Raw genomic sequence first — 26318 nt, 5'->3', positions numbered from 1 at the left:
CCTCGCTGTCGGACGGGCGGCAGAGGCCGGATGGGTGGCGCAGGACGGTTCGGGTGGCGCAGGGCGGCGCAGGACAGTACGGGGCGGCGGCCGGTGCTGCGGGCCGCCGCCCGGGGTGCGGGCCGGGTCAGGCGTCGGCGGTGGTGTGGACGGGCCAGGCGCCGTAGCCGCCGAGCAGGTCGGACACGTCGGCGCGGCCCTGGTGGCGCAGCAGGCTGGCGGCGATGGAGGAGCGGTGGCCGCCGGCGCAGTGCACCACCAGCGGGCGCCCGGCCGGGATCTCCCCGGCGCGGCGGGCCAGTTCGGCCAGCGGGATGTGCAGGGAGCCCTCGATGAAGCCGCCCTCGCGCTCGGCGTCGCCCCGCACGTCGAGGACCAGCGGCGCGTCGTCGCCGTCCAGCAGCATGCGCAGCTCGTCCGCCGTCAGCCGGCTGGCCTGCTCCATCTCGCCCGCCAGCGCCGGAAAGGCGCCCTCGGGTTCGCGCAGGTATCCGCCGACCCGGTCGAAGCCGATCCGGGCCAGCCGGGTGACGACCTCCTCCTCGCGGTCCTGCGGCGCCACGACCACCACCTCGTCGTCCGGGGTGACGACCATGCCGGCCTGCTCCGCGAACCGGCCGTCGGCGGGCACGTTGACCGAGCCGCGCAGATGACCGGCGGCGAACTCCTGCGGCGAGCGGGCGTCGACGACGACCGCGCCGGCCGCACGCCGCTCCATGAACTCCTCGGCGGACAGCGGCCGGGGGGCGGCGGCCGCGTCGAACAGGCCGTGCTCCTTGCGGTTGAGGATCGCGTCGTACACGAAGTAGGCGGGTGCCGTGGACTGGCCGGCGGTGACCAGTTCCACGAACCGCTCCTCGCTCATCGGCCGGCAGGCGTAGTTGGTGGCGCGCTGCTCGCCGATGGTGGACTGGCGCTGGGTGGAGAGGTTCTTGCCGCAGGCGGAGCCGGCGCCGTGCGCGGGGAAGACCCGTACCGCGTCCGGCAGGGCCATCAGCTTGTGGTGGATGCTGTCGTAGAGCATCGAGCCGAGCTCGTCGGCGGTCACTCCGAACGAGGCGAGCAGGTCGGGGCGGCCCACGTCGCCGATGAACAGGGCGTCGCCGGTGAGCACCCCGTAGGGGACGGAGTCGTCGGCGTGCTCGTGGACCACGATGCTGATCGACTCAGGGGTGTGGCCCGGGGTCTCCATGATCCGCAGCCGTACGTCGCCGAGGCTGATCACCTCTCCGTCGGCGAGCCGCCGGATCGGGTACTCCGCGTCGGCGCGCCGACCGTAGCCGATCCAGGCGCCGGTGCGGTCGGCGAGTTCCAGGTGCCCGGCGAGGAAGTCGGCGTGGAAGTGGGTGTTGAGCACGGCCTCGATGGTGAAACCGTGGGCCTCGGCGTCGGTGAGGTACTCCGAGACGTCCCGGCGCGGATCGACGACGACGGCCCTGCCGGTCGTCTCGTCGGCGATCATGTACGACGCCTGGGAGAGGCAGTCGAGGTAGTACTGGGCGAAGAACATGGTCCGGTGATCTCCCTCTCGGACGAACGGGTCTGTAATACCCCGGGGGGTATTAATGGGGGTCTGGTCCGCCCTGGGACGAGGGCGGGAGGGGCCGGTCCGGGCCGGGGGATGCCCGGACCGGCGGTTCAGATACGGCCGGTGAGCATGCCGTGCCAGTACACCGGCGGCAGCCCGTACCGCTTGAACACCCACATCGAGCGCCGTTCCTCGAACGGGTCGAGCAGCGGGAAGGTGGGCGTGGGGTTCAGGTCGTAGTCGAACTCGGCGAGCAGCATCCGGTCGCGGGCGGTCACCAGCGGGCAGGACGTGTAGCCGTCGTAACGGCGGGACGGGGAGCGGCCGTTCATCACGTCGAGCAGGTTGGCGGCGACCACCGGCGCCTGCTTGCGCACGGCCGCGCCGGTCTTGGAGGTCGGCAGGTTCGCCACGTCGCCCAGCGCGAAGACGGTGTCGTAGGAGGGGTGCCGGAGCGTGTGCTTGTCCGCGGCGACGAAGCCCTGTGCGCTGCCGGGGTCGGCGAGGGGGCCGCCCTTGATCCAGTCGGGAGCGCTCTGCGGCGGGACCGCATGCAGCAGGTCGTAGCGCACGGTCTCCTCGGTGCCGTTCGCGTGGTCGGTGATCACCAGCTCGCGGCGGTCGCCGTCGACGGCGGTCAGCTCCGAGCGCAGCCGCACCTCGATGCCGTACCGTGCCGCCACCTTCTCCAGCACCCGCGTCCAGGCGGGCACCTTGAAGAGGGCCGGGTCGGGGACGACCAGGATGATCCGGATGCGGTCGAGGACCTTCTCCCGGCGCCAGTGGTCGGCGGCCAGATAGGCGATCTTCTGCGGGGCGCCGCCGCACTTCAGCGGCGTCGCCGGGTGGGTGAAGACGGCCGTGCCGGACCGCATGCCCTTGATCAGCTCCCAGGTGCGCGGGGCGAACTCGGGTGCGTAGTTGCTGCTCACCCGGTCGTGGCCGACGGCCGCGGCCAGCCCCGGTACGCCGGCCCAGTCCAGCTGGAGGCCGGGGGCCACCACCAGGTACTCGTAGGCCAGCTCGGCGCCGCCGGACAGTGCCACCGTACGGGCCTCGGGGTCCACGGACAGGGCGCGCCGGCGGATCCAGCGCACGCCGTCGGGGATCACCGAGCCCTCGGGGCGCCGGGAGGCGCCGAGGGGGGCCTGGCCGCCGCCGACCAGGGTCCACAGCGGCTGGTACCAGTGGGTGTCGGAGGGCTCGATCAGGGTGATGTCGGTGACGCCGGCGCGGCGCAGCCGGGCCGCGACGCTGATGCCGGCGCTGCCGCCGCCGATCACGGCGACATGGTGACGGCCGGAAGCCGTCGCATCGGTGGGGTCGGGGGTGGCGGCCATGGCGGTACTCCTTCTGCCGTGGGGGGCTCGGTGGGGGCGCGGCGCGCGGCGGTCAGGCCGCGTGCTCGCGGGCGCCGGTCACGACCGGGCGGCCGTCGCGGACCCAGGCGCCGGTGCCGCCGGAGACGGAGCAGGCGTCGATGCCGCGGGCGGTCATCAGGTCGGCCGCGGTCCGGCTGCGGTTGCCGCTGGCGCAGATGACGTACACCGGCCGGTCGGCGGGCAGCTCGCCGCACCGGGCCGGCACGGTGTGCAGCGGCATCAGGCGGGCGCCCGGCACGTGCCCTGCCGTGTACTCCGCCGGCTCCCTTACGTCCACGACGACGCCCCCGCCGGCCCAGGCCGCCCCGAACGTCTCCTGCGTCACTTCACGAGCCATCTCGTTGCCTCCTCAAATACCCCCGGGGGTTTCCTGATGGCGAGGGTAGGACGACTCGCGGGCTCGCGTCAAATACCCCTGGGGGTATGAAGGGGGGCTTCCCGGCCACAGACGACGGCGCCCCCACCGGGAACGGTGGGGGCGCCGCGGGGCCGGGGCGGTGGCTGCCGGTCGTCAGCGCAGGACGCGCCACCGGTTGTCCGGTGTGCCGTCGTCCGAGTCCTGCACCACGAAGGCGCCGAGTGCGGTGGAGCCGTTCTGGACCGCGAGCAGTTTCCCGCTGTGCACGTTGCGGATCTTGTAGGTGCCGTCTCCCTGGTCGAGGAGGGTCCAGCGGTGGTCGGCGGTGCCGTTGTCCGACCATTGCAGAACGGTGGCGCCGGCGGTCGTGGACATGTTCAGCACGCCGAGCACCTTGCCGCTGTGTGCGTTGCGGAACCGGACGGCGTCCCCGTCGGGGATCATCTCCCAGTCGTGGTCGGCGGTGCCGTTGTCGCTCCACTGCAGGGCACGGCCGCCGTCGGCGGTGGACATGTCCTGGATGCCGAGGAGCAGGCCACTGGCCGCGTTGGCGAGGCGGACGGTGGCGCGGGCGCCGGTGTTCCAGTAGACGGTGTAGTTGTGGCCGTGCGCGTCGTGGAACGGCCCGAGGTTCACGGTGGTGCCGTTCGCGGTGGCGGTGAAGGCCAGCGCGGTGGCGCTGGTCCGCCGGACCGAGGCGGTGTCCAGCGACGGCGGGGCGGCGAGGGCCGTGTCGCCGTAGTCGCCGGACAGCACCACCGGCCCGTAGGTGACGGCGGCGACGTCCGGATCGTCGTTGGCCGGGCGGACGACGGTCCGCATGGGCAGGCGCACGGTGACGGTGTCGCCGGAAGTCCAGGCGCGGGTCAGTGTGGCGTAGCCGCCGGGTGTGGCCGGGATGTCCTGCGCCACGCCGTTGACGCTGACGGTGGCCCCGCCGGTCCAGCCGGGGATGCGGATGCGCAACGCCCAGGTCCCCCGGGTGTCGCCGGTGACCCGCAGGGTGGTGGTGTCGCTCGCCGGGTACGCGGTGGTCTGGGTGACGGTGATCCCGCGCTGGGTCCAGCTGAGCACCGAGGGTACGAACAGGTTCACCGTCAGGGTGGTGCCGGAGTGGAAGTAGACCGAGTCCATCAGCCGGGTGTGCATCTCCAGGCCCGTGCCCTGGCAGCACCAGAAGGAGGAGTAGTCGGTGCTCCAGGTGCCGCCGCCCCACGCCGGGCCGACCCCGCGCCGGCCGCCGGGGTTCAGGGGGGTGAAGTAGGTGACGTGACCGTGCGGGTCGGCCGGGTTCTGCTGCCCGGTCATCTGGTTCAGCCACGCCTGCTCGTAGTAGTCGAACAGCGCGGCCCGGTCCGGGGTCAGCGTGAACAGCTCCCGGGTCAGGGTCAGCATGTTGACCGTGTTGCAGCTCTCGCAGGTGTCCCGCCGCAGGTAGGACGCGATGGCGTTCGGCGCGCGGAAGTGCTCGGCCTGGCTGTTGCCGCCGATGGCGTACGTGTGGGCGGTGACGCACATCGTCCAGGCGTTGGCGGCGATGTCCCGGTAGCGGGTGGTGCCGGTGGCCTTGTACGCGCGGACGGCCCCGATCCACTTCGGCACCTGGGTGTTGGCGTGCAGACCCGCCAGCCGGTCCTGGTTCGCCGCCAGCGGGTCGAAGACCGCGGCGTGGTCGAAGCGCTGGGCGACGGTGAGCCACCGGGCGTCGCCGGTCTGCTGGTAGAGGTCGGCCAGGACGGCGTTCATGCCGCCGAACTCGGTGCCGAGGACGGCCTGCATCTGACCGGTGGAGAGCCGGCCGGTGCGCCGGTCCACCCAGCCCGCCAGCGCCAGCAGCACGTCCCGGGCCTGGCCGCTGCCGAGGTGCCGCCACACGTCCAGCAGCCCGGCCAGGGTCTTGTGGATCGTGTAGTACGGCACGTTGCCGTTGGACAGGGTCCGGTTCTCCAGGGCGGTGAAGTCGGACTCGGGATAGCCGGCGAGGTACCCGGCGCCGAAACCCGCGGCGCCGTTGTTCGCCTGGCACCTGGCCAGCTCCGCGACCATGTACAGGGCCTTGTCGCGGAACGCGGTGTCCCCGGTCACCGCGTACGACTGCGCCCAGGCGGTGAGGAAGTGGCCCTGGACGTGACTGCGGAACGGGAAGTCGGGCGCCTCCCAGCCGCCGGTGGGCGCCGCGCCCTGGGTGGACAGGCGATGGTTGGCGCGGAAGTTGTACAGCAGCCGGTCGACGTCGACGAACCGCAGATAGCTCTGCGTGCGGTTCTGGTTGTCCAGCCAGCGGCTCGCGGTCAGCCGGACCTGGCCGAGGTCGAAGGGGGAGGCCAGTACCCCGGCCTCGGACCGGGCCGGCGGCACGGCCGCCCGCGCGGTGGTGGGGCCGAGCGCCAGGGGCCCGGCGGCCGTGACCCCGGCGAGCTGGAGGAGGCGTCGTCTGCTGACGGAGGAGGACATGGCTGCACCTTCTTCGTGGGGGGCGTGCTCCTCAGGGCGTGTTCGTCATGTCGAACGTCGTTCGCAGAATCGTCGAGACCGTAGCGGTGTCAGGGATGACCCGTCAATGCGGCCGACGCGGGTGATCGCCCTCCGGATCAGGGCTGTCGAGGGGCCGGGTGTCCGCCCGGCCGCAGCATCTGACTCGCCGCCAGCTCGCGGTACAGGCCACTGGCGGCCAGCAGTTCCTCGTGGCGGCCGCCGGCGGCGATCCGGCCGTCGTGCAGGACCACGATGCGGTCGGCGTGCTGCACGGTGGACAGCCGGTGCGCGATGACCAGCAGCGCGCACTCCTCGGCGATGTCCTTCATGACGGTGGTCAGCGCCGACTCGTTGATCGCGTCCAGGTGGGACGTGGGCTCGTCCAGCAGGAGCAGCGAGGGGCGCGCCAGCAAGGCGCGGGCCAGGGCCACCCGCTGGCGTTCACCACCGGAGAGGGTGCTGCCCCGCTCGCCGACGACGGTGGCCAGGCCGGCGGGCAGCCGGTCGACGACCTCGTCCAGCCGGGCCAGCTCCACCACCCGCCGGATCTCCGCCTCCGGGGCGTCGGGGGAGGCGTAGGCGATGTTGTCGCGCAGGGTGCCGTGGACGACGTGCGCGTTCTGGTCCACGACGGCGATACGCCGGCGGCAGTCCTCACGGCTGAGGTCGGCGGCGGGCCGCCCGTCGAACGACAGGGTGCCCGCGTCCGGCTCGTAGAACCGCGCCACCAGGGCGAACACCGTGCTCTTGCCGGCCCCCGACCGGCCCACCAGGGCGACGTGCTGCCGCCGCGCCACGGTGAACGAGACATCCCGCAGGACCGGCCGGCCGGGGTCGTAGCCGAAGCGGACACCGCGTAGCGCCAGCGCAGGGGGCTCCGGGGCGGCGGTGGGACGCGCCGCGCCGGACCGAACGGCGGGCCGGCGGGGCGCGGTCGGCTCCACGGGCAGCCGGAGCGCCTCGTCGATGCGCTGATAGGCGCCCATCCCGCGCTGGATGAGCCCCACCGCCCGGAAGACCGAGGACAACGGCAGCACCAGGTACGACGCGTACAGCAGGAAGGCGACCAGGTCGCCGAGGGAACCGGCGTGCCCGCCCACGCGCAGCCCGCCCACCACCAGGACGATCAGGAAGGAGCCCTGGACGGCGAGTTCGACGGCTGGACTCATCACCGAGGCGAGCTTCGCCGTGCGCACCCCCGCACCGTAGGCCGCCTCGACGCGCGCGCCGATGCCCGCGGCCTCGCGCTCCTCGGCGCGGTGGACCCGGACCATCGGCAGGGCGCCCAGCGCGCGTTCCAGGTCGGCGGCGACCGCGCCGATCGAGCCCTGCATCTGCTCGGACGCCCGCCGGATGCCCGCCAGCAGCGAGGCGACCACCACGGTCGCCAGGGCCACGGTGACGGCGACCAGGAGCAGCAGCAGCGGATCGAGCCACGCCATCAGGACGATCGCCCCGGCGGCGACGAGACTGCCCGTCACCAGGTCGACGAGGGCCTGCGACACGACCTCCCGGAGCACGGTCGTGTCGGCCGTCACGCGGGAGACGAGGTCGCCGCCCCGGTGCCGGTCGTACTCGCGCATCTCCAGCCGGAGCAGCCGCCCCACCAGCCCGTGCCGCAGCTGCCGGACGACGCCCTCACCCGTCCGCTCCAGCAGGAAGCGGCCCACCGCCCCCGTGGCCGCCTCGGCGACGAACAGCCCGCCGAGGAGCGCGAGCAGCGACCACACGAGCTCTCCGCGGCCGCTCGCGTCGACCACCTGCCGCGCGATCAGCGGCTGGGCCAGCCCCAGGGCCGAGCCCACGAGGGTCAGGACGGCGGCCACGGCCATGGCGGCGCGGTGGCCCGCGGTGAGCCGGTACATCGTGGCCACCGCGGCCCAGGTGGAACCGCCGGTCGCGAGGTCCCGCGCGCGTCCGCGGCCCCTTGCCGGGCCGTCCCCACTCACGCCCGCGGCACCCGCCGCGGACCCGCCGACCGCGCGGCGGCCGCCGTCCGCCGCCCGCCCGTCGTCCGTCGCGGTCGTACCGCTCATCGGTGCGTGGGCCGGGACGGCGGGCCGACGGCCACCAGCCGGGCGAAGTAGCCGTCCGGCACGCCCTCGCCGACCGGGCGGCCGTCCGCCTCGATCCACGCGTGGGCGGTGAAGGGCGGCACGACACGAACCCCGGTGCACCAGGTCGGCCAGGTTCCGCCGAGCCGGCACAGCAGCGCCGCCCCGAGGGAACGCGGCAGGCAGCCCTTCGGCCCGGCGCAGTGCAGGCTGGCGGCGCACATGGCGTCGCGCGCGTCCTGGGCCTGCCCGGTGGTGGCCGGCGCGGCACCGCGCCGCAGCACGCCGAGCACGGCGCGGATGCGGCGGGGCGGCAGGAGGGCGATGCCGACGGCGGGGACGAGGACGAGGCGGGCGGCCAGCCGCCGGGTCAGCGGGACACCGGTGGGGCGTTCCAGTGCGCTGGGAGTCGTCATGAGGCGAGCCCCGAGCCGCGCAGCTGCGCCACGAGCGCCTCGACGTCCTCCAGGGCCTCCGCCCGGTCGACGTCGAACTCCCGGACCACGGCGTCGGCCGCTTCCGCCACCTCGCCGCCGGCCAGCAGCGTCCGCACCACCAGCGCGGCCGTCGGATTCAACTCCCAGTAGACGCCGTCTCGTTGGTCGAGCAGGACCGTGCCGTACTCGGTCTCGGCCGTGGCGACGTCGGCACCGAACCGCAGGGGCATGTGAGGGCCTTTCTGACGTTGGGGTGGCGGATCAGGACTGGGGGACGCGGGCGAGTCCGCGCAGCCACACCTCGGTGGCGATCGTCGAGTAGAGGATGGCGTCGGACAGCCCCCGGGTGGCGGGCCGCCGGGCGAGGCGGCGGAGTTCGGCACCGTCCACCAGGCCGAGTTGCTCCAGCCGCGAGCCCTCCCACAGGGCCAGCAGGTCCGCGCGGTGCTCCCGCAGGCCGTTGGAGGCGTCCATGGAGGCCGTGGCCTTGTTCGCCCGCCGCAGGCAGGGCTCGGGCACGACCCCGCGCATCGCCGCCGTCAGAACGGGCTTGTACCGCCAGGGCGTCACCCGGTCACCGGGACGTACCGCCAGACACGCCTCGACGACACGGTCGTCCAGGAACGGTGACGCCATCGGCAGACCGGCGCGGGCCGCCATCCGGTCCCACTGGCGCAGGATCCGGCCGCACACCCGGATCTGCTCCAGGTCGGCGTGCAGGCCGCGGTCCGGATGCAGCGGCCGCGCCGTGCCCGCGGCGTCCAGCAGCGCCTCGCGGGCCATCCGTTCGGCCTCGGGGGTCACCCAGCCGAACAGGCGCGGGGCCATGCCCCAGCCCAGGCCCGTCGCGACCGACGGGGGCAGGGGGTCCCGCAGCCGGCCGGCGGCCCGCGCGAGCCACGCCCCGTACGGCCGGGAGTCGGTGAGCGCCCGGGCGGTCCCGGCGAGCGGCCACTGCCACAGGGCCCGGAAACCCCGCAGCCGGCGCAGCGCGAACAGCGGGTGGGTGCGCAGCAGCCGGTGGTAGTAGGCCTCCGAGCACCAGGCCACGTGGTCGCCGCCGATGCCGGTCAGGTGCAGTCGGCTGCCCCGCGCGGCGAGGGCCGGCAGGTGGTGCAGGACCCGGGACCGGTCCATCACGCCGATGGTGGGCTCGTCGAGGAGGTCGTCGATGGTCAGCAGGTCCTCGTAGACCAGCGGGGAGGCGTCGGCGTCCCAGACGACGTGCTCGACGTCGGGCAGGTGCCGCACCGCCTCCTCGGCCCAGTGCAGGTCGGTGTCGGCCGGGTCGCGGCCCGGCCAGGTACTGGCCACCACGCGGGCCGGGGAGCGGTCGGCGAGGAAGCACACGCTGGTCGAGTCCAGGCCGCCGGACAGGTCGCAGCTGACGACGCCGCCCCGCGCGGTGCGGGCCCCGACGGCCTCCTCCAGGGCCGCGCGGATCAGCGGGGCCGCGTCGGTCAGCGGTCGCACCGGCTCCGGCGGGGTCCACCACCTGGTGTGGCGAGCGGTGCGCCCGTCCGCCGCGACGACCAGGGCGTCCTGCGGGGGCACGGCGGTGACCGCACGCCACACGGACCTCTCGGACAGCGGGTACGGGGCCGGCCACAGCAGCCGCACGGCCAGTTCCCCGGGGTCCGGGTCGATGCCGAGGGCCGCGGCCAGCGTGTCGGCGCGGGTGGCGGCCACCTGTACGCCGCCGATCCGCGCGTGGAAGACGAGCCGCTGCCCGGAGGCCGTGCCCTGGGCCCTGATCCGTCCGTCGAGGGCGGCGACGAGGTGGAAGCTGCCGGGCAGGGAGCGGGCCAGGGCGTCGAGCTCCGCGAGGTCCCGCAGCCGGGCCGCCCGGCGCCGTAGCGCCTCGGCGTCCACCGGGCAGCAGCCGACCACCGCGAGGGCGGCGGCGCCGGCGGTCGCGGCGACGACCTCGCTGTCGTGCCACCGGCCCACCAGCCAGGGTCGGCCGGACGGGTGCGGGAGGGTCCGGTCTCCGGGGCGGGTGAACGAGCGGGCCACGGCGGCGGCCTCCGCGTGGTCGGTGAAGACCGCGAAGTGCGCGTCGCCGGGGCCCGTCCCCGCACTCTCGTGCAGTTCAGTCATGACGTCGGGTCGAGACCGTCGGTCGTCAGTTCTTGCTCAGGATCAGCCGGTCGTTGCCGGAGCGCCCGAGGAGCCCCGTCTCCTTGCGGAAGGAACCGAGCCGGACGAGCGTCGGCGCTTCGTAGGCCTTCTTCATGACCACTCCTCACATGCGGGTTTCTCATCCACCTTCCTGACCGGCCGCCGATCCGGTCCGGCCGGAGCCGCCGGTCCGTTCCGGGTTCATCGGGAGCCCGGAACGGAAGGTGGGGTGACGCCATCCAGCTAGCTGCGGAGCACGGGCCCATGGCAAGAGCATGAGCAAAGCTCGCATAATATGCACAATCCCCCTCCCTGGGGGTTGTGCGCCCCCCTGTATGCGGCTGCGTGCGGCATGGCACCCCCGGCCCCGGGAGCCGGCTGCCGCGCACCGAAGCACGTGCCGGCGCGGCTCTCACGTCTGTGCCGCGCTGTGCGGGGGATGCCGGACGGGGCTCGCGGGGGGCGGCGGCGCCCGGCGCACTCGGCCTCCGGGGGAAGCGGTCTCGTCACTCCGAAAACCACGCCGCCGGACCTCGTCGTCCCGGCGGCACGCGAGAGGGCGGGCCCCGCGGGACCCGCCCTCGTCACGCCGGCCGGCGTCTGATCAGTCGATCAGCGGTGAACCGGTCAGATTCCACGTGTAGGAGCCCTTGCCGTCGCGGTCGAGGTCGTAGACGACCTTGCCGTCGGCGCTCCACTTGGCCGTCCGGTCGTGCGTGACGAACTTGGTGCAGAACTTGCCCCCGCGCTTGGAGGTGTTGATGCTGAACCGCATGTCGCAGGTACGGCTGCCCTTGACCACGTCGGAGCCGTTGACGCGCTGCTCCACCCGCACCTGGACGTCGAACCGGTCGAACTTGCGGTGGTCGTCGACGCTGCTGTCGCCGCCGTTGAACCAGTTGACGTCGGCGCTGGCCTCGTAGCCGTCGGCGACCCTCTGCACGCACAGCTCGATCTCGACGAACGTGTCGTCACCGGGCGTCGGGAACGTCTTGCTCTGGTACTTGCAGTTGAAGTCGACGGCGCTCGCGGGCGTCGCCGCGAGGGTGGTCAGCCCTCCGCAGGCGAGCAGGAACGCGGCGGCGGCGGTGGCCGGACGCCGGATGCCCAGACTCATTCGATTCCCCCTTGCTCAGACCTCCGTGCGAATCACTGGAGGATCACCTTCATGGTCAGCACGAAATGATCCACGACGGTGATCGGACCGGAGGACCGTGACCGAGGCGTTACCAACAGGCGAGCGACAACTCGGCTTCGCCCCAGGGCACTTCACGCCCTGCCCCATGATGTCGCCCAGTGCTCGGCCTCGCCGGGGAAGGCGCTGTCGTCCGCGAGGAACGCCTGGTCGCAGCGGCTCATCGTGAACACGACGGCTTGCCTTCATCCGCCTTCCTCCGCGAGTTCCTTGATGCCGCGAAGGGTGGCCTCCATCCCCGCGCGCAGCTCCTTCAGCCGGAACGCGACGATCTCCGCCTCCCGGTCCGGCCACCGCTCGACCGCCCGGGTCAGCCCGTTGCGCCCCGGCCCGAGGACGGCCGAGTGCCGCAGGCGGACGCCGTCGTCCTCGGCCTCGATCTCGAACCGCCAGGACGCCATGGCCCGCGCCGGATCCACCGTCGCCCCGCCGAAGCGCCCGTCCGCGTCCATGACGGCCCAGGCGAACACCCGTGGCTCGGCCACCTCGACCACGTGGGAGACGGTCCGCCACTCGCCGAGCATGTCGTGCCGGTTGTGGCCCTCGAACCGCGCACCCACCACGGGCCGGTCGGCGCCGTCGAGCCAGGCGACTCGCCGCAGTTCCGGGCTGAGCCGGGCCGGCAGACGGATGTCCGTCACCAGCCGCCACACCCGCGGCGCGGCCGCCTCCACGTGGACGTCGCAGGCCACCCGTGGCCCGTCGGTACAGCGCACGTCGGTCTCCCTCGATCGCGGATCTCCGTCCCGCTGATCCTCACCTCCCGGCGCCGTTTCCACAACGGCCTTCCACAGGACGGTGCCGCGGCCACCCACGAGTGGTGGCGGACGGGTGGACGAACCCGCCCCCGGGACAGCGGACGCTGTGCCAGAGTGGCGGCACACGGACCGTACGGCGACGGCCCACCGCGGGTCCTCCGCGGGCCGTGCCGCCCGGCAGGGGCAGGGGGCAGGGGCAGGTGGACACCGACCGGACAGGGGACTCCGCGCGGTCGGGCCGTGCGGTCGCGCGGCCGGCGACGACAGGGGCCGGCGCGCCGCCTCCCGGGCGGGTGACCGGCCGGGAGGCCCCCGCGGTGCTGCCTTTGCCGCTGCGCGCATGGCTCGCGCTGACGGCGGCCCTCGCCGCGCTGGTGGTCGTCGTGCTCGGGGCCGTGTACGCGGGGCACGGCGAGCCCGGCACGGTGGACGGATGGCTCGTCCCGCCGACGGCGGACAGCGTGCGGCCGCCGTGGCGGAACGTCGCCCTGGCCGTGGACTTCCTCGGGGAGCCCGGGGGAGCGGCGACGCTTCTCGGGGCCGCGGTGACCGGCTGTCTGCTTCTGCGCCGTCCGCGCGCGGCGGTGGCCGCGGTGGCCGGGACGGGCGTGACCGTGGCGGCGACCACGCTGCTCAAGTCACTGGTGGGGCGCACCATCCACGGCGACGACAACCTGTCCTACCCGAGCGGGCACACCGCCTTCCTCACCTCCGTAGCCCTCCTCGCGGCGCTGGTCGTGACCGGCCGGCTCGGCCTCGGCAGGGGGGCCGGGGCCTCGCTCGTGCTCGCCGCGGCGCTGGTCGCCGGTGCCGTCATGGGCTGGGCCCAGGTCGCCCTCGGCGCCCACTACCCCACCGATGTCCTCGGCGGCTGGTGCACCGCGCTGGCGTTGGTCCCGGCGACCGCGTGGCTGGTCGACCGGTCGGCCGACCGGAGAGCCGGCCGGCCGGCCGGCACTGGTCTGCCGGAGCGCCGCTGAGTGCGCGGTGCTGATCCCCGGTGCGGTGATCAGCCGCGCACCGCGCGGTGGAGAACGGCGCGGTCGGCAAGGCCCTGGTGGACGTCATGTCATGACGTCTGGTGCGGGTGCCGCTGCCGGTGTCCGCCCCGCCCCGACCGCCGGGCGCCCCACCGCGACCGCCGGGCGCCCCACCGCGGACGAGCGCGGTCCCTGCACGCGGCGTGCGGGGACGTCCCCTCACGCCAGGCGGCGGAACACCGGCTTCACCGGCCGCCCGCCCATCCAGGGGGTCGGATCGGCGGCGTCCAGCGCCTTCCGGTACACCGCGCACGCCTGGGCCACCACGTCGACGGTGTGCTCGATGTCCGAGTCCTGGAGCGCGCTGCTCACCACGAACGACGGGGCCAGCACCCCGCCCGTGAGGAGCCGGCGCAGGAACAGGGTGCGGTACCGCTGCGACGGCTGCCCGTTCTCGTCGAGGGTGGCGAAGACCAGGTTGCTGGCCCGCCCCCGGACGACGACGTGGTCGCCGACGCCCATACTGGCCGCGGCGTCCCGGACCCCGGCGGCCAGCCGCTCGCCGAGGGCGTGCAGCCGCGCGGTGACACCCTCCTCGACATAGGTGTCGAGGACGGCCGTCGCGGCGGCCAGCGAGTGGGTCTCCGCGCCGTGCGTGGTGGACAGCAGGAACACCCGGTCGCCGGAGTGCCGCAGCCCGCCCCGCTCCATCAGCTCGCGGCGCCCGGCCAGCGCGGAGACCGCGAACCCGTTGCCCAGCGCCTTGCCGAACGTGGAGAGGTCGGGGACGACGCCGTACAGGCCCTGGGCGCCCGCCTCGGACCAGCGCAGCCCGGTGATCATCTCGTCGAAGACGAGGACGCAGCCGTGCCGGTCGGCCAGCTCCCGCAGGCCGGCGAGGTACCCGGGCGGCGGCTCGGTGTGGGAGGCCGGTTCGAGGATGAGGCAGGCGACCGCGTCCCGGTGACGGAGCAGCAGTTCCTCCGTGGCGGCCAGGTCCCCGTAGGGGAACGCCACGGTCAGCTCGGTCGTCGCCGCCGGGACGCCCGCGGACATGGGGGTCGTGCCGATGAACCAGTCGTCGACGGAGAAGAACGGCTGGTCGGCGCAGACGGCCACCAGCGGCCGCCCGGTCACGGCGCGGGCGAGGCGCACCGCCGCCGTGGTGACGTCGGAGCCGTTCTTGGCGAACTTCACCATCTCGGCGGTCGGCACCGTGGCCAGGAAGCGTTCCGCGGCCTCGACCTCCACGACGGACGGCCGGACGAAGTTGCCGCCGCGGTCGAGTTCGCGCCGTACCGCCTCGGTCACGCGGGGGTGGGCGTGGCCGAGGCTGACCGACCGCAGGCCGGAGCCGTACTCGATGTACCGGTTGCCGTCGATGTCCCACACATGGGCGCCACGGCCGTGGCTGATGACCGGGGCCAGGCCCTCGGGGTACTGGTCGTCGCCCTTGGCGTACGTGTGCGCGCCCCCCGGGACCAGGGAGTGCAGCCGTTTGTTCGCCGCCCGCGACCGGGGCAGCAGGGGCTCTTCAGCCGTGTCGTCCACGTGACTCACCTCTTCCTTCCCTTCAGGACCTCGGCGAGGCTCGGTGCCTCCCGGTCCCGCCGGGACGCTGATGTGACCGGCAGCGGCCACGGAATGCCGAGGTCCGGGTCGTCGAAGGCGATGGTGACGTCCTCGGCCGGATCGTGGGGGCGGTCGATCCGGTACGAGGTGTCGGCGGTCTCCGTCAGCGCCTGGAAGCCGTGCGCGCACCCCGCCGGGACGTACAGGGTGACCTGGGTGTCGCCGGACAGCTCGAAGGAGGCCCGGCCCAGGTACGTCGGCGAGTCCGGCCGCAGGTCCACGACCACGTCGAAGATCCGCCCGTACGAGCACCGCACCAGCTTGGCCTCGCCGGCCCCGGAGCGCAGGTGCAGGCCGCGCAGCACTCCCCGCGCCGAGCGCGACAGGCTGTCCTGCACGAAGGCGTCCGGGTCGATGCCCACCGAGCGGACCACGTCGGCGTCGAAGGTGCGGCAGAAGAAGCCGCGTTCGTCGGCGTACGGCGTCGGCTCGAACAGGTACGCGCCGGCGATCTCCGGGACTTCGGTCGCTTTCATGGAGCCTTCCGCAGGGAGTGAGTGTGGTGGTCGGTCGCCGGGAACAGGGCCGCCGTCAAGGCCGTGAAGTGCGTCTCCAGTTGCCCGGCGGCGGTCCGGTTCCGCTCGGTGAGGGTCTGCCGCAGCTCCGCCGAGCGCTTCTCCAGCTCCCGGAACTGCTCCAGCAGCCGATCGGCGTCGACGTCGCGAGCCGGGTGGCAGAACGCGCCGAGGCCCATCCGGTCCATGAGCGCGTCGCTCTTCGCCGCATAGCTGAGCGCGAGCGTCGGTGTGCCGGCCTTCAGGGCACAGACCAGGTTGTGGTACCGGGTAGCCACCACGGCGTCGGCGGCCGCCGTCTCCTCCATCAGGTCGCCCAGCGAGGCCGCCTCGCAGACCGTGACCAGCGGCGAGTCCACCGCGTCGCGGATCGCCGCGACCACCGGCGCGTCACACTCGTCGCCGGTGAGCAGCCGGACCGGTCTGCCGTCCTCGACCAGCGCGCGCACGAACCGGGTCGTTCCGTCGAGGTAGCGCCGGTGGATCTCCTCGGCCCGGGCCCGGTCGTCGTTGCCGCCGTGGAAGTCCATGACGCCGACGCAGACCAGCCCCGGCGGGCCCGCCGACGGCGCGCCCGGCGCCGGCGCCGGCAGGGCGAACGCCAGGTCCGGGCAGACCTCGTCGCGCGCGGTGTCCACGCCCATCTCCCGCAGCGCCTCGCGGGACCGGTCGTCGCGGTACGACCGGTACGCCGCCAGCCGCGCCGACCAGCGCACCAGGGCCCGGGTCGCCCGGTCGCCGATCGGGGCGGCGCCGACACCGACCAGCGCGACCCGGGTGCCCAGCAGCCGGCCACTCGCGCAGAGCAGGAACAGCGAGTAGGGGAAACCCCAAGGCCGCAGCGGCAGCGTGGCCTCCAGGACGCCCATGCCCGGCACGATCACCACGTCGTGCCGGCGCACCCAGGCCGCGGTGCGGAACGCGTCGACCAGCTTGCCCAGCCCCTTCGCCGCGATCGCGCCCGCACGGGAGGCGGTCCGGTACTCCCCGCGGTACCAGTGCAATCGCGTCGCCGGGATCCCGAACCGTGCCGCGACCACCTCGGGCCCGCCGCACAGCGCGTCCACGACCGCGTCCGGGTGCTCGGCGCGGAGATACCCGAGCACCGCCTCCAGCGATCCGTCGTTGCCGAGGTTGCCGGAGCCCAGCAGGCCGAACACCCCGACCCGGGCGGCCGTCACGACCGCCTCCCCTCACGGCCGGCGACCAGCGCGTCGACGGAGACGGCCAGCCGGTCCGGGTCGACGGGGGCGCGGTCCTCGACCCGCTCCCCGGCACCCGGCCGGACCCGGCTGGTCATCCAGGCGGCCAGGTGGCGGTAGCAGGCGCGCCGGTCGGCCGGCGACAGCGGCGCCCGCCGGATCGCCGAGGCGAACCCCCAGACGTACTCGGCGAGCAGCCGGGGCGTCGGGTGCAGCGGACCCGCCCGGCGCGGGTCCAGGTTGACGCACCGGGAACGCTTGGACGGGTTCGCCCGCTCGGCGCGGGTGGGGTGGTCGCGACGGAAGTACAGCAGCTCCGGCACCTGGTGGAAGGGCCCGTGCAGGGTGATCTCGGCGACGAACGTGCGGTCGGCGTGGTGGTAGCTGTCGTGCGGTTTCACCCGGCGCAGCATGTCGGCCCGCATCACGCCGTAGAAGTCGTCACCGCCGGGCTCGAACAACAGGCTGCGGAAGCGCTCCGGCGCGTGCGGCGAGTCGGTGGCGAGCCCGTACTCGTACGGGACCCGCACCCGGCCCTCGCCGTCGATGACCGCCTGCCCGCTGTGTGCCAGGACCACCTCCGGCCGCTCGTCCAGCGCCTCGACGCAGCGCCGCAGCAGGTCCCGGGCGTACAGGTCGTCGTGCGAGGCCCACTTGAACAGCTCGCCGCGGCACTCGGTGAACACGTGGTTGTGGTTGGGCGCGGCGCCGATGTTGCGGGGCAGCCGGATGTACCGCACGCGTGAGTCCTTCGCGGCGTACCGGCGGCAGATGTCCTCGGTCCCGTCGGTCGAGGCGTTGTCGGAGACGACCAGCTCGAAGTCCTCGTAGGTCTGGCCGAGCAGGGCGTCGAACGACTCGGCCAGGTACTCCTCGCCGTTGTACACGGGCAGGCCGATGCTGAGCCTGGGACGGTCGGTCATGAGGTCCTCACTTCGGGAACGGAGTTGTGCCGGCGCTCGCGCAGGGCGGAGCGCAGGTGCAGCCACCACACGGCCGAGCCGCCGACGGTCGCGGCGGCGACGCCCCAGGCCGAGCCGGCCGTGCCGGCGAGAGCCGCTCCGCCGAGCCCGCCGCCGACATAGCAGGCGGAGGCGAACAACTGGCAGCGCAGGCTGCGCCGGGCCGCGCCGAGCGCGCGCAGCCCGGCCGCCGCGCCGGTGCCGAGGCCGGCGCCCGCGACGCCGAGGGTGACCGGCACGATGAGCCGGGAGGCGGAGTGCCACACGTCGCCGAGCCCGAACTCGCCGAGCCGGTCCGGCATCAGCAGCAGCGCGCCGCCCCACACCAGCGCGGCGGCGGCCTGCCCGCCGCCCAGCAGGAGGCAGAACCTGCCGAGGCGGTGCGGGGCCTGCCGCAGCACCCGTGCCGCCTCCGGGACGGTGACCAGCGAAAGACCCATCAGCACGGCGAGGAACGGTCCGAGCAGCAGCTCGGCACCCCGGACCGCACCCACCGCGCCGACCCCGGCGATCACGCCGAGGCCGTAGGCCCGCACCTGGCTCGCGCCGCTGAGGCTGACGTTCTCGACCAGGTACCGGTATCCGAGATCGCGCTGCTCGCGCAGCCACCCGCGTGCCTCGGCCGCCCGGGGCCGGATGCCGGACTGGACGTAGCCGTACCCCGCCGCCACCGTGGCGGAAGCACCCCAGGCGAGCACGAAGGCGGCCACGGTGCCCACGCGGGCCGCCAGCACCAGGGCCGGCACGAGCGCGACGCCCCACACGACGTCGTTGACGAACGCCTTCCGCCCGGCGCCGGCGGCGAAGAACGAGAACCGCCAGGCGTCCTGCAGCAGCAGCCCCGGCAGCATGACGCCGAGGCAGGCGAACGCGGGTCCCACACGGCCGCCGAGAAGCAGCCCGGTCACCAGACACGCCGCGCCGACGACTCCACCGACGCCGATCGCGGTACCCGTCGCCCGGGCCACCGCCCCTCGCCAGGAGGCGTCGGACACGCCGCTGAAGCGCACCACGAGGGGATCGGTGGCCAGCCCCCGCGCGACGTTGAGCACCACGCCGTACGTCACCCAGGCGAGGCTGAACACGCCGAACGCGGCCACCCCCAGCGAGCGGGCCACGTAGATGCCCACCGCGAAGTTGGACATGCTGGAGGCCGCCTGGTCGGCCAGCCCCCAGGACAGCCGGCCGGCGAGGGCCCGCCTGGCCGATCCGGCCGGCGGCGCCGTCGGCCGCGGATTCCCCTCCTCGGTGGTCACCGGCGTCATTCCTTGATCAACCCGGCGCCGTGCAGGGCGTCGGCCGCGGTGGCGACGGTGTCGAACGGCAGCCCGGACCGCTCGGCGACGTCCAGCAGACTGTGCTCGCCGTCGGAGAGGTTGAGCACCCAGAGCATGGCCATCTGGGCCTGCTTGGTGTCGCTGCGGCCACCGAGCGCGTCGTACAGCCCGCGCCGGCCCAACTGCGGTTCGCCGTACGGGCTGAGGTTGAGGTACGTCCGGTTGCGGTCCAGGACGTCGAACGCCTCGCGGCAGACCGCGAGGGTGTCCGCCATCGCCTCCGCGGAGACGAGGTCCAGGTCGTCCGCCGAGGTGTGGTACTCGGGATAGCCCGCGTACGGGGTCCGGGTGAGCGAGCCCACGCCCAGATCGAAGCCGGGCGAGCAGAACTGCCGCTCGTCGTATCCGTACGGAGTGAACTCGGCGACGCGGTGCGGGCGTTCGGAGGCGCTCAGCACATGCCGCATCACCCGGTCGATCTCCGCGTCGCCGCGCCTGCTCTGCTTGTACGTCAACGAGCCCGGATCCCCGGCGCAGGCCAGCACCAGGCCGTGCCTGACCCGCTCCACCCGCTCCGCGTTGCGGGCCAGCCAGGTGATCGCCCCGATGGTGCCGGGCGCGAAGAGGAACCGGTAGGTGTAGTACGGGGTCTCCTCGGCCAGCGCCCTGGCCAGGAACGTCGCGACCGCCACGCCGGCCATGTTGTCGTTGGCCAGCGACGGGTGGCAGACGTGGCAGGAGACGATCACCTCCTCCGGGACCTGTCCCGGGACCACGTGCTCGGCGTAGGTGAGGTGGCCGTCGGCGAGTGTGGAGTCGATCCGCACCTCGTACTCGCCGTCCGGCATCGCGTCCAGGGTCTCCTGCGCCAGGCAGAACCCCCACTCCGGCTTGTAGTAGCTGGTGCGGTACGGCACCCAGCCCGGTCGGTCCGGCAGGGTGTGCAGGTGCGCGCGCAGCTCGGACAGGGGCATGGTCGCCGACACCGGCACGCTGTAGCCGAGCACGTGCAGGCTGGACGCGGCGAAGTCGACGACACGGCGGCCGGCACCGTCGGCGATGTACGCGTCGCGGATGTTCCACTCCTGCGGCACCGTCCAGTCGAGCACCCGCGTCCCGGTCGGCACCTCGTGCACCCGCAGCGGGATGTACTCCCCGACGATGTCCAGGGTGGCGCGCACCCCGTCGCCGGTGATGCTGCGGCACAGCGGGTACAGCCGCTCCACCAGCGCGTACATCTCCTCGCCGAGCGCGGGCGCGGGCGCGGGCGCCGGCCGGCCGGCCGCGGTCACCGGCGCCACCGCAGGGTGTCGTCGACCGCGCCGGTCCCGGACGCCGAGCGCAGCACGGCCAGCCGGGTGAAGCGCCGCTCGAAGCCCTCGCGGGTCAGGCCGTGTTCGCGGTAGGCGTCGGCGAGTTCCAGCGCGCCCCGCTTCACCGTCCACTCGCAGTCGAAGCCGGGCACCGCGGCGCGGAACCGGGAGAAGTCGACCCGGTACGACCGCGGATCGGCGCCGGTCTCCCCGGTGATGACCACCTTCGCGCCGGACACCGCCTCGGCGACCTGCCCGGCGATCTCGGCGACCGTCACGTTGTTGGCCTCGCCGCCGATGTTGAACGCCCGGTCGTGCACCGCCTCCCGCGGCGCGGACAGCGCGGCCGTGAAGGCCCGCGCGATGTCGGCGGCGTGCACCAGCGGGCGCCAGGGCGTGCCGTCGGAGAGCACGAGGACCTCGCCGGACAGCAGGGCGTGGCCCACCAGATTGTTGAGCACGATGTCGGCGCGCAGCCGGGGGGAGTACCCGAAGGCGGTGGCGTTGCGCATGAACACCGGGGTGAAGTCGCCGTCGGCCAGGGCGTGCAGGTCGTCCTCCACCCGTACCTTGGACTCCGCGTACGGCGTCACCGGGCGCAGCGGGGCGTCCTCGGTCACGAGCTCGCCGCCCCCGGCGGCTCCGTAGACGGAGCAGGTCGACGCGTACAGGAAGCGCCGCACGCCGGCGTCGCGGGCCAGCCGGGCCAGCCGCACGGACGCGTGGTGGTTGATGTCGTAGGTGAGCTGCGGTGCCAGTGATCCCAACGGGTCGTTGGACAGGGCGGCCAGGTGGATCACGGCGTCGACGCCGGCCACGTGCTCGGCCGTGACGTCGCGCAGGTCCACCCGGTGCCCCGGCGGGTCGGCGGGCGCCGGGCCCAGCACACAGTCGGCGAACAGGCCGGAGTCGAGGCCGACGACCTCGTGTCCGGCGGCGGCGAGGACCGGGGCCATCACGGTGCCCAGATAGCCCTGGTGTCCGGTCAGCAGTACGCGCAAGGTTCAACCCCCCAGGTTGAGCGTGAGTTTGGTGACGGCGAACGCCTCTGCGTATCGCTGATGGCATTCGATGCCGCGGATCCGCGCGAGGCCCAGGAACGCCTCCCGGTCGTACCAGGGCCGGTGCCGCTGCGAGGGGTAGTGCTCCTGCAGCAGCCGCACCTTCCGCTCGGCGGTCTCCGGAGTGAGCGGCTGGTAGGCCGTGGGGCGGCCGAGATCGCCGTCCCACTTGACGATCTCGTAGCCGAGCACCAGGTGGTCGCGGAAGGCGGTCGGTATCAGCTTCGCCAGGCCGCGGTGGTCCTGGTGCGCGTCCTCGGCGCGCGGTGCCAGCACCAGGTCCGGGTCGGTGCGCCCGCGCAGCTCCTCGACCGCGGCCTTGGCCTCCTCCCAGTGCGCGGGCAGCCGGCCGTCCGGCAGCTTCAGCACGGTCAGCCGCAGGTCGGCGCCCGGGCAGAAGGCGGCGAGCGCGGCCTGCTCCTCCTGTTCCCGCTCACCGCCGCCACCTGACATGACCAGCGCGTCGACCCGGACGCCAGGCCGCCCCTGACACAGTGTCAACAGCGTGCCGCCGGCCCCGATGGCGATGTCGTCGCAGTGCGCGCCCACCGCGACGACCCGGTCCGGGCGCCCGGCCCCGAGCCGGATCACGCGCCCACCCCGGCGCCGTCGCGCTCCCACACGGCCCACGGCCGGTCGCCGCGGGCGTAGGCGGCGTCGAGCGCGGCCCGCTCCTTCACGGTGTCGGTCGGCTTCCAGAAACCGCGGTGCCGGTGCGCCACCAGCCGGCCCCGCTTCGCGAGCCGGGCGCACCCGTCGGCGACCAGGTCCCCGTTCTCCGGTATGTGGTCGAAGACCTCCTGACGGAGCACGAAGTAGCCGCCGTTCTCCCACAGGGGCAGTTCGCTCACCGCGGTGATGCCGCCCACCAGGCCGTCCTCGCCCAGCTCCACGCAGTGGAACGACGACTGCGGCGGCACCACCATCATCGACGCGCCCGCGTCGCGCCGCGCGAACCGGTCGATCATCTCCGGCAGCGGGGCGTCGGTGAGCACGTCGGCGTAGTTGGCGAGGAACATCTCGTCCCCGTCCAGGTGGTGCCGGACGCGGCGCAGCCGCTCGCCGATCGGCGACTCGACGCCGGTCTGCGCGAAGGTGATCGTCCAGTCCGAGATGTCGGTGGACAGCAGCTCGGTCCGGCCGGCCCGCAGCACGAAGTCGTTGGACGTCGTCTCCTCGTAGTTGAGGAAGAAGTCCTTGATGTGGTGGGCCCCGTACCCGAGGCACAGGATGAACTCCGTGTGCCCGAAGTGCGCGTAGTAGCGCATGACGTGCCAGATCAGCGGCCTCGGGCCGACCATCGCCATCGGCTTGGGCACGTCGTCGGAGGTGCCGTTGCGCATCCGCATCCCGTAACCGCCGCAGAACAGGACGACCTTCATGCTGTGACCTTTCGGGACGCGACCTCGACAATGCTCAGTTCCGGGATGGGGAAGACCAGCCGGCCGCCCCACTCGTGCACGTACGACAGCTGCTCGACCAGTTCGGCCCGCAGGTTCCACGGCAGGACGAGGACGTAGTCCGGCCGGTCGGCGGCGATCCGCTCGGGCGGCAGGACCGGAATCCGGGTGCCCGGGGTGAACCGCCCGTGCTTGTAGGGGTTGCGGTCGACGGTGTAGGGGAGCAGGTCGGGCCGGATGCCGCAGTGGTTGAGCAGGGTGTTGCCCTTGCCCGGGGCGCCGTAGCCGACGACCGTCTCGCCGCGATCGGCCGCCTCGATCAGGAACCGCAGCAGGTCCCGGCGCACCTTGGCCACCCGCGCGGAGAACGCGGTGTATCCGGACAGCTCCTGGAGTCCGGCCGCCTTCTCCCGGTCCAGTACGTCGGTCACCCGCCGGGTCGGCTCGCCGGCCACCTCGGCGGGCCGGGCCCACAGCCGCAGGGAACCGCCGTGCGTGGGCAGCAGCTCCACGTCCACCAGCGCGAGGCCGCCGCTCGCCAGCGCCCGTATCGCGGACGCCACCGTGTAGTACTGGAAGTGCTCGTGGTAGATCGTGTCGTACTGGTTCTCCTCGATCAGCGTCAGCAGGTGCTGCACCTCGACGGACACCCAGCCGTCGTCGGCGACCAGCGCGCGCAGCCCCCGGGTGAACCCGGTCACGTCGGGGATGTGCGCGTACACGTTGTTGGCCACGACCAGGTCCGCCGGCCCGTGCTCGGCGCGGACGGCCGAGCCGGTGTCCGGGTCCAGGAACGCCGTGAGCGTGGGCACCCCCGCCTGACGTGCCGCGCCGCCGACGTTCACCGAGGGCTCGATGCCCAGACAGCGCATCCCGCGGTCCACCACGTGTCTCAGCAGGTAGCCGTCGTTGCTCGCGACCTCGACCACGAAGGCGTCGGGACCGAGACCCAGCCGCCGCACGGCGTCGGTGACGAACGTGCGCGCGTGCTCCACCCAGGAGGTCGAGTAGGAGGAGAAGTACGCGTACTGCGTGAACGTCTCCTCCGGCGTGATCAGCGGCGGGATCTGCGCCAGCCAGCACTCGGTGCACACCCGCAGGTGCAGCGGGTACGTCGGTTCCGGCTCGTCCAGCCGGTCCGCGGCGAGAAAGCTCTCACACGGCGGGGTCGCCCCCAGGTCGACGACGCTCGCCGGCGCCGCCGAGCCGCAGAGTCGGCATCGTGTCATGTACTGCCCCCCATTGATTCCGTCCGATCCGCGATCGCGGTGCGGTATCCCTCCACCAGGCGCTCCAGCCCGACGGCCGGGCTGAAGCCCTGCTCGTACCGGCGCCGGGCCGCCCGGCCCATCTCCCGGCCCAGGGCGGGCCCTTCTGCGATCCGGCGCAGGCACGACGCGAGCGAGGCGGCCTCGCCCGGCCGGTGCAGCAGCCCGGTCACCCCGTCCTCGACGAGTTCGACGAACGCCCCGTGACCGGCGGCGACGGCCGGGACCCCCGCCGCCATCGCCTCCACGACCACCAGGCCGAACGCCTCCAGCCACGTCGACGGCGCCACCACGGCGACCGCCCGCGCGACGGCCCGCCGGCACTGCTCCGGGTCGTACAGGCCGGCGAAGCGCACGTCGTCCCGGCCCGCCGCCCAGGCGGCCACCTCGCGCTCCAGGGGCCCCGCGCCCGCGATCACGAGCGGCACGCCCACCCCGCCGTCGGCGGCGAGCTCGTCCCACGCGGCCATCAGCAGCCGTACCCCCTTGGCCTCCGCGAGCCGCCCCAGGTAGAGCACGTGCTCGCCCGCGCCCTCCCGGCGGACGCCCGGATCGGGCACGAAGTTGTGCTTCACCGACAGCCGTTCGGCCGGCATGCCGGCCCGCACCAGGACGTCGCGCTGCGCCCCCGAGATGCAGAAGAACCGCTCCACCCCGGACCACCACCGCCGCCGGTTCACCGACAGGCTGACCGCGAGCGGCACCGTCGCCAGCCGGGAACCGCGGTAACAGCCGTGCCGGACGGCGGGCAGGGGCGTGGCCCCGACGCACTCGGCGCACGGTCGGCCGTCCCGCTGCAGCGTGCCGGGCGGGCAGACCTGGGTGTAGTTGTGCAGCGTGGCCACGGTGGGCACGCCGGCGTCGGCGCAGGCGGCCAGCACGGCCGGCGACAGCAGCGGGAAGACGTTGTGGACGTGCACCACGTCCGGGCGCTCGGCGCGCAGCCGGGCGGCCAGCTCCCTGCGGACCGCCGGGTTCCACGGCACCAGCAGCGGGATCGCGGCCTTGGCCGGCAGGGACCGGGCGGCGATCTCGTCGCTGCGCCGCTCGAACACCCCGACCCGGTGGCCGGCCCCGCGCAGCAGCGCCACCTCCTGGTCGACGACCCTGTTCTCGCCGCTCGGCTGCGCCGATGCGTAGTGGTTGTGCACCACGAGGACGTGCACGCTAGATCACCTCCGGTTTCCGGGCCCATCGCGGGACGCGCCGCCGGAGGACCTCGGGCGCCGGCGGGGCGGTGGCCGTGGCGGGTGCCGCCAGCAGCGAGGCGGCCACGGTCAGGTGCAGCAGGTACGGCGAGGCGTCACCCAGCCCGGCCTCGGTGTACGAGGCGATCGCGCAGTAGCTGATCAGGAAGATCGCGCAGGCCCTCGACAGCGACGGCGGCCGCAGCAACGCCACGGCGCCCAGCACGGCGACGAACGCCGCCACCAGCACCACGCCGGTCACCCCCTGCTCGTGGTAGACGGCCAGCCAGCTGTTGTCGATCGGCAGCCCGCCGAACGACTTGTCGCCCAGGCCCGATCCGAACAGGTACTGCGACGTCGTCCGCGGCGCGGCCAGCAGGGCGTGCCAGACCTTGGCCCGGCCGGTGAGGCTGGAGAAGTTCTCCTGGCTCTGGCCGCGCAGGAACCACGCCTGCAGCGCGGGCCCGAGCGCCACCGCGGCCACGGCCGCGCACAGCACCGCCCGGGCGAAGAACCGGCGGGCGGCGGCGCTGGTCAGGACGAGCGAGCCGATCGCCAGCGCCAGCCCCGCCAGCAGGCCGAGCGTGGCCGTCCGCGTGTGGGTCAGCGCGAGCAGCACCAGGGACGGCACGACGACCACCGCCGCGCTCCTGCGGTCGGTCTGCCGGCCCAGCAGGAGCAGCACGGTGAGCCCGATGATCACCGCGGCGTACTGTCCGATCTGTGGCGGGGTGAGCGGCCACAACGCGCCGACCAGCCGCCCGCCGTACAGCTCGGGCAGCGCGGCGCCCGGTGAGACGACCAGGCCCGCGGCCACCGATCCGAGTACCGCGAAGTACATCCGGATGTGGTGCCTGACGAACCGCGGGCCGCCGTCCCACCAGCGGCTCAGCAGCCACAGCGTGCCGACGAACAGTGCCAGCCGGGCGCAGCGGAACAGCGCCCCGAACCCGGACTGCTGCTGCACGCTGGACAGCACGGACGGCACCAGCAGCAGGGTGAGCAGGAGCAGGAAGGCGCTGGCCCGCACCCGCAGCCGGAGGTTGAGCGCCAGCGCCAGTGTGAACGCGGCGACCAGCGCACCCATGGTGACCATCTGGATGAGGGAGCGGGGCAGCGGGACGATGGTCCTCGCCCCGGCGGAGCCGAGCGTGTTGAGGACCAGCAGCCCCCAGACCGTCGCGACGGTCCTCGACGTGGAGTCCGCGGACAT

Annotated in this window: 24 protein-coding genes; 1 reads left to right on the top strand and 23 read right to left on the bottom strand. The window is 73.8% G+C overall.

Annotated elements, in window-relative coordinates; genetic code table 11:
* Window positions 1-127 precede the first annotated feature (127 nt).
* The 11 genes from AC3ET3_RS12585 to AC3ET3_RS12535 form a co-directional block, all read right to left on the bottom strand.
* Window positions 128-1510, bottom strand: a complete 1383-nt coding sequence (locus tag AC3ET3_RS12585) for an MBL fold metallo-hydrolase (protein ID WP_432137014.1) — start codon at window positions 1508-1510, stop codon at window positions 128-130.
* A gap of 128 nt (window positions 1511-1638) precedes the next feature.
* Window positions 1639-2868, bottom strand: a complete 1230-nt coding sequence (locus AC3ET3_RS12580) for an NAD(P)/FAD-dependent oxidoreductase (RefSeq protein ID WP_432137015.1) — start codon at window positions 2866-2868, stop codon at window positions 1639-1641.
* A gap of 52 nt (window positions 2869-2920) precedes the next feature.
* Window positions 2921-3247 (bottom strand): rhodanese-like domain-containing protein, encoded by a 327-nt coding sequence (locus tag AC3ET3_RS12575; protein WP_432137016.1) that lies wholly within the window; start codon window positions 3245-3247, stop codon window positions 2921-2923.
* Between the two features lie 174 nt (window positions 3248-3421).
* Window positions 3422-5722: a beta-L-arabinofuranosidase domain-containing protein gene (locus AC3ET3_RS12570; protein WP_432137017.1), complete on the bottom strand. Its 2301-nt coding sequence runs from the start codon at window positions 5720-5722 to the stop codon at window positions 3422-3424.
* A 137-nt stretch (window positions 5723-5859) separates the two neighbouring features.
* Window positions 5860-7608, bottom strand: coding sequence for an ABC transporter ATP-binding protein (locus AC3ET3_RS12565; protein ID WP_435612174.1), 1749 nt, complete (start codon window positions 7606-7608; stop codon window positions 5860-5862).
* Window positions 7609-7775: 167 nt separating this feature from the next.
* Window positions 7776-8213 (bottom strand): lasso peptide biosynthesis B2 protein, encoded by a 438-nt coding sequence (locus tag AC3ET3_RS12560; RefSeq protein ID WP_432137018.1) that lies wholly within the window; start codon window positions 8211-8213, stop codon window positions 7776-7778.
* Window positions 8210-8464, bottom strand: coding sequence for a lasso peptide biosynthesis PqqD family chaperone (locus tag AC3ET3_RS12555; RefSeq protein WP_432137019.1), 255 nt, complete (start codon window positions 8462-8464; stop codon window positions 8210-8212). Before AC3ET3_RS12555 ends, AC3ET3_RS12560 begins: the two co-directional genes overlap by 4 nt.
* A 31-nt stretch (window positions 8465-8495) precedes the next feature.
* Window positions 8496-10334: a lasso peptide isopeptide bond-forming cyclase gene (locus AC3ET3_RS12550; RefSeq protein ID WP_435612121.1), complete on the bottom strand. Its 1839-nt coding sequence runs from the start codon at window positions 10332-10334 to the stop codon at window positions 8496-8498.
* Between the two features lie 25 nt (window positions 10335-10359).
* Window positions 10360-10470, bottom strand: a complete 111-nt coding sequence (locus AC3ET3_RS12545; protein ID WP_019759430.1) for a keywimysin-related RiPP — start codon at window positions 10468-10470, stop codon at window positions 10360-10362.
* Between the two features lie 489 nt (window positions 10471-10959).
* The gene (locus AC3ET3_RS12540; protein WP_432137021.1) at window positions 10960-11472 is read right to left on the bottom strand and encodes a hypothetical protein; all 513 of its coding nucleotides are present in this window, start codon (window positions 11470-11472) and stop codon (window positions 10960-10962) included.
* 263 nt (window positions 11473-11735) lie between these two features.
* Window positions 11736-12266 carry an SRPBCC family protein gene (locus tag AC3ET3_RS12535; protein WP_435612120.1) on the bottom strand — a complete coding sequence of 177 codons (531 nt, stop codon included), beginning with the start codon at window positions 12264-12266 and terminating at the stop codon, window positions 11736-11738.
* A 335-nt stretch (window positions 12267-12601) separates the two neighbouring features.
* Between AC3ET3_RS12535 and AC3ET3_RS12530 the strand changes: the two genes are divergently transcribed.
* The gene (locus AC3ET3_RS12530; protein WP_432137023.1) at window positions 12602-13288 is read left to right on the top strand and encodes a phosphatase PAP2 family protein; all 687 of its coding nucleotides are present in this window, start codon (window positions 12602-12604) and stop codon (window positions 13286-13288) included.
* Window positions 13289-13507: 219 nt separating this feature from the next.
* On the opposite strand, the gene AC3ET3_RS12525 is transcribed toward AC3ET3_RS12530, so the two are convergent.
* From AC3ET3_RS12525 to AC3ET3_RS12470, 12 genes are read right to left on the bottom strand one after another with little or no spacing between them, the layout of a single operon-like run.
* Complete coding sequence (locus AC3ET3_RS12525; RefSeq protein WP_432156235.1) at window positions 13508-14839, bottom strand: glutamate-1-semialdehyde 2,1-aminomutase; 1332 nt, start codon at window positions 14837-14839, stop codon at window positions 13508-13510.
* 5 nt (window positions 14840-14844) lie between these two features.
* Entirely contained in the window at window positions 14845-15396 is a 552-nt protein-coding gene (locus AC3ET3_RS12520; RefSeq protein WP_432137025.1) for a dTDP-4-dehydrorhamnose 3,5-epimerase family protein, read from the bottom strand.
* The gene (locus AC3ET3_RS12515) at window positions 15393-16616 is read right to left on the bottom strand and encodes a polysaccharide pyruvyl transferase family protein (protein WP_432137026.1); all 1224 of its coding nucleotides are present in this window, start codon (window positions 16614-16616) and stop codon (window positions 15393-15395) included. Before AC3ET3_RS12515 ends, AC3ET3_RS12520 begins: the two co-directional genes overlap by 4 nt.
* On the bottom strand, window positions 16613-17560 hold the full coding sequence (locus AC3ET3_RS12510) for a glycosyltransferase family 2 protein (protein WP_432137027.1): 948 nt from the start codon (window positions 17558-17560) through the stop codon (window positions 16613-16615). Before AC3ET3_RS12510 ends, AC3ET3_RS12515 begins: the two co-directional genes overlap by 4 nt.
* Entirely contained in the window at window positions 17557-18864 is a 1308-nt protein-coding gene (locus tag AC3ET3_RS12505) for an MATE family efflux transporter (protein WP_435612119.1), read from the bottom strand. The genes AC3ET3_RS12510 and AC3ET3_RS12505 overlap by 4 nt, the downstream gene beginning before the upstream one ends.
* Window positions 18861-20114, bottom strand: coding sequence for a DUF4910 domain-containing protein (locus AC3ET3_RS12500; protein WP_435612173.1), 1254 nt, complete (start codon window positions 20112-20114; stop codon window positions 18861-18863). Before AC3ET3_RS12500 ends, AC3ET3_RS12505 begins: the two co-directional genes overlap by 4 nt.
* 50 nt (window positions 20115-20164) lie before the next feature.
* A complete protein-coding gene (locus AC3ET3_RS12495) occupies window positions 20165-21190 on the bottom strand; it encodes an NAD-dependent epimerase/dehydratase family protein (RefSeq protein WP_432137029.1) in 1026 nt (341 codons plus the stop codon).
* Window positions 21191-21193: 3 nt separating this feature from the next.
* A complete protein-coding gene (locus AC3ET3_RS12490) occupies window positions 21194-21841 on the bottom strand; it encodes a PIG-L deacetylase family protein (protein WP_432137030.1) in 648 nt (215 codons plus the stop codon).
* Entirely contained in the window at window positions 21838-22632 is a 795-nt protein-coding gene (locus AC3ET3_RS12485) for a sugar phosphate nucleotidyltransferase (protein ID WP_432137031.1), read from the bottom strand. Before AC3ET3_RS12485 ends, AC3ET3_RS12490 begins: the two co-directional genes overlap by 4 nt.
* The gene (locus AC3ET3_RS12480; protein ID WP_432137032.1) at window positions 22629-23879 is read right to left on the bottom strand and encodes a class I SAM-dependent methyltransferase; all 1251 of its coding nucleotides are present in this window, start codon (window positions 23877-23879) and stop codon (window positions 22629-22631) included. Before AC3ET3_RS12480 ends, AC3ET3_RS12485 begins: the two co-directional genes overlap by 4 nt.
* Window positions 23876-25084: a glycosyltransferase gene (locus AC3ET3_RS12475; RefSeq protein ID WP_432137033.1), complete on the bottom strand. Its 1209-nt coding sequence runs from the start codon at window positions 25082-25084 to the stop codon at window positions 23876-23878. The genes AC3ET3_RS12480 and AC3ET3_RS12475 overlap by 4 nt, the downstream gene beginning before the upstream one ends.
* A 1-nt stretch (window position 25085) precedes the next feature.
* On the bottom strand, window positions 25086-26318 hold the full coding sequence (locus AC3ET3_RS12470) for an O-antigen ligase domain-containing protein (RefSeq protein ID WP_432137034.1): 1233 nt from the start codon (window positions 26316-26318) through the stop codon (window positions 25086-25088).

The sequence above is a fragment of the Streptomyces sp. bgisy159 genome, assembly GCF_057707805.1.
Note: the sequence above shows the minus strand (reverse complement) of the source record. Positions and strands in the feature narration are given on the sequence as shown.

What these genes read in the sequence shown, in the direction of transcription:
- AC3ET3_RS12510 (WP_432137027.1), bottom strand. Translation starts at nt 17,560, where the DNA reads ATGACCGACCGTCCCAGGCTCAGCATCGGCCTGCCCGTGTACAACGGC.
- AC3ET3_RS12550 (WP_435612121.1), bottom strand. Translation starts at nt 10,334, where the DNA reads ATGACTGAACTGCACGAGAGTGCGGGGACGGGCCCCGGCGACGCGCAC.
- AC3ET3_RS12520 (WP_432137025.1), bottom strand. Translation starts at nt 15,396, where the DNA reads ATGAAAGCGACCGAAGTCCCGGAGATCGCCGGCGCGTACCTGTTCGAG.
- AC3ET3_RS12565 (WP_435612174.1), bottom strand. Translation starts at nt 7,608, where the DNA reads ATGTACCGGCTCACCGCGGGCCACCGCGCCGCCATGGCCGTGGCCGCC.
- AC3ET3_RS12500 (WP_435612173.1), bottom strand. Translation starts at nt 20,114, where the DNA reads ATGTACGCGCTGGTGGAGCGGCTGTACCCGCTGTGCCGCAGCATCACC.
- AC3ET3_RS12580 (WP_432137015.1), bottom strand. Translation starts at nt 2,868, where the DNA reads ATGGCCGCCACCCCCGACCCCACCGATGCGACGGCTTCCGGCCGTCAC.
- AC3ET3_RS12485 (WP_432137031.1), bottom strand. Translation starts at nt 22,632, where the DNA reads ATGAAGGTCGTCCTGTTCTGCGGCGGTTACGGGATGCGGATGCGCAAC.
- AC3ET3_RS12560 (WP_432137018.1), bottom strand. Translation starts at nt 8,213, where the DNA reads ATGACGACTCCCAGCGCACTGGAACGCCCCACCGGTGTCCCGCTGACC.
- AC3ET3_RS12545 (WP_019759430.1), bottom strand. Translation starts at nt 10,470, where the DNA reads ATGAAGAAGGCCTACGAAGCGCCGACGCTCGTCCGGCTCGGTTCCTTC.
- AC3ET3_RS12480 (WP_432137032.1), bottom strand. Translation starts at nt 23,879, where the DNA reads ATGACACGATGCCGACTCTGCGGCTCGGCGGCGCCGGCGAGCGTCGTC.
- AC3ET3_RS12570 (WP_432137017.1), bottom strand. Translation starts at nt 5,722, where the DNA reads ATGTCCTCCTCCGTCAGCAGACGACGCCTCCTCCAGCTCGCCGGGGTC.
- AC3ET3_RS12470 (WP_432137034.1), bottom strand. Translation starts at nt 26,318, where the DNA reads ATGTCCGCGGACTCCACGTCGAGGACCGTCGCGACGGTCTGGGGGCTG.
- AC3ET3_RS12555 (WP_432137019.1), bottom strand. Translation starts at nt 8,464, where the DNA reads ATGCCCCTGCGGTTCGGTGCCGACGTCGCCACGGCCGAGACCGAGTAC.
- AC3ET3_RS12575 (WP_432137016.1), bottom strand. Translation starts at nt 3,247, where the DNA reads ATGGCTCGTGAAGTGACGCAGGAGACGTTCGGGGCGGCCTGGGCCGGC.
- AC3ET3_RS12505 (WP_435612119.1), bottom strand. Translation starts at nt 18,864, where the DNA reads ATGACGCCGGTGACCACCGAGGAGGGGAATCCGCGGCCGACGGCGCCG.
- AC3ET3_RS12585 (WP_432137014.1), bottom strand. Translation starts at nt 1,510, where the DNA reads ATGTTCTTCGCCCAGTACTACCTCGACTGCCTCTCCCAGGCGTCGTAC.
- AC3ET3_RS12540 (WP_432137021.1), bottom strand. Translation starts at nt 11,472, where the DNA reads ATGAGTCTGGGCATCCGGCGTCCGGCCACCGCCGCCGCCGCGTTCCTG.